Below are 1,672 nucleotides of genomic sequence, written 5' to 3'. Positions count from 1 at the left end.
GACTGCCATGATGGCAAATAAAGGTAATCATATTACCCCGCATCTGCTAAAACGTAGTGATGGCGCTGCAGAAGTGAATGTCATCACCAAATCTGACGGTAAAATTGACTATGATGGCAAACCTTCTGATTGGACACGTATGCATGATGCGATGGAAGACACTGTCAAAGCTGGTACTGCTCGTGGTATCTATACCTCACGCTACCGTATCGCTGGTAAGACAGGTACGGCTCAGGTCAAGTCTATCGCTCAAGGCAAAAGTTATAATAAATCGGCAATAGATAAGCGTCATTGGGACCATGCATGGTTTAATGGTTTTGCACCCGTAGAAGACCCGCAAATTGCCCTTGCGGTACTGGTTGAAAACGGCGGCGGCGGTAGCGCAGTAGCAGCACCTATTGGACGTGCGTTATTTGATTATTGGGTCCTGCAGCGTAAAAGCGACCCTATTACGCCACCAACACCTGATGAGCTAAAAGCTATTAAATACCAAAGAGCATTGGATAAAGCCAAACATGATGCTATTCGCGATCAAGAACAAGCATTAAAGGAACAGGCAGAAGCACAGGCAGCAACCATTACAGCGTCCGAATAAAGAATAGTCATTATGAAAAAAAATACAAAAACATCGACATCGCGCAGCCTAAAGCGTGACACAAATCATAAAAAACAAGCCACTGCGGGCAAGGTACGCATTATCGGTGGACAGTTTAAACGTCGTAGCATAAATTTTATCGATGCTGATGGCTTACGGCCGACTCCAGATCGCTTGCGAGAAACACTGTTTAACTGGTTACTCGCCGATATGCATGGCGCACGTGTCCTTGATAGCTGTGCAGGCAGCGGTGTATTAGGATTTGAGGCCTTATCTCGCGGTGCAGCTCACTGCACCTTTATCGAAACCAATCAATCTCAGTACCAAATGCTACTAGAAAGCTCTCAGCAGTTAAACATCGACACTGACGGTTATCTAATCCTTCATGGCCATGCTGAGCACGTCTTATCGCAAAACAAGAATTTCAAACAACCGTTCGACATTGTTTTTATTGATCCGCCCTATTCCAAAGAGTTATGGCAACCAATTTTGACCACTTTAATCGAACAGTCGTTATTTACGACAGAGACGCTTATTTATCTAGAAGCGGATAAAGATTTAAATGAGCAATTAAATGAATTGGCTCAGTCCCTAAGCGCAGTCTTTACAATGCAAGGGTTAAGCGGGTTTGAGACAATCAAACAGACCAAAGTGGGACAAGTTGTCGCTGGACTTTATAGACTAGAATCGTCATAATCATGCAACTTGCATTAATGAATGCTAAAAACCGCTGAAAAACTGGTCTAACGCTGCAGTTTAATGTATATAAGGCGAAAATAAACCCCAATGCAGCTTGCAAGCGTAGGCGCTACTGCTTATAATATGCAGTCTGTTTTTTGAGAGCCCCGTTCCCAGCTAAACTCTCAATGAATTCTAATTTTAAGGTTTTATCATGAAAACACTTAGTGCAAAACCAGCTGAAGTGACCCATGACTGGTATGTCGTAGATGCTGACGGCAAAACCCTTGGTCGCTTAGCCACCCAAATCGCTACTCGCTTACGTGGCAAGCATAAAACTTCTTATACTCCGCACGTAGATACTGGTGACTTTATCGTTGTCATCAACGCAGAAAAAAT

Annotated in this window: 3 protein-coding genes; all 3 read left to right on the top strand. The window is 43.7% G+C overall.

Translation table 11 applies throughout. The features are described from left to right. Positions 1-595: penicillin-binding transpeptidase domain-containing protein (locus ACS8FD_RS13875; protein ID WP_439276300.1), on the top strand; the 595-nt coding region annotated here is incomplete at its 5' end. 12 nt (positions 596-607) lie between these two features. Then, positions 608-1,291 carry a 16S rRNA (guanine(966)-N(2))-methyltransferase RsmD gene (gene rsmD, locus ACS8FD_RS13870; protein WP_439261170.1) on the top strand — a complete coding sequence of 228 codons (684 nt, stop codon included), beginning with the start codon at positions 608-610 and terminating at the stop codon, positions 1,289-1,291. Positions 1,292-1,487: 196 nt separating this feature from the next. After that, positions 1,488-1,672 (top strand): uL13 family ribosomal protein (locus tag ACS8FD_RS13865; RefSeq protein WP_439276299.1); only part of this gene is annotated, 185 nt, incomplete at its 3' end.

The organism is Psychrobacter sp. 1U2 (assembly GCF_051847575.1).
This window is presented reverse-complemented; position numbering and strand designations above follow the sequence as displayed.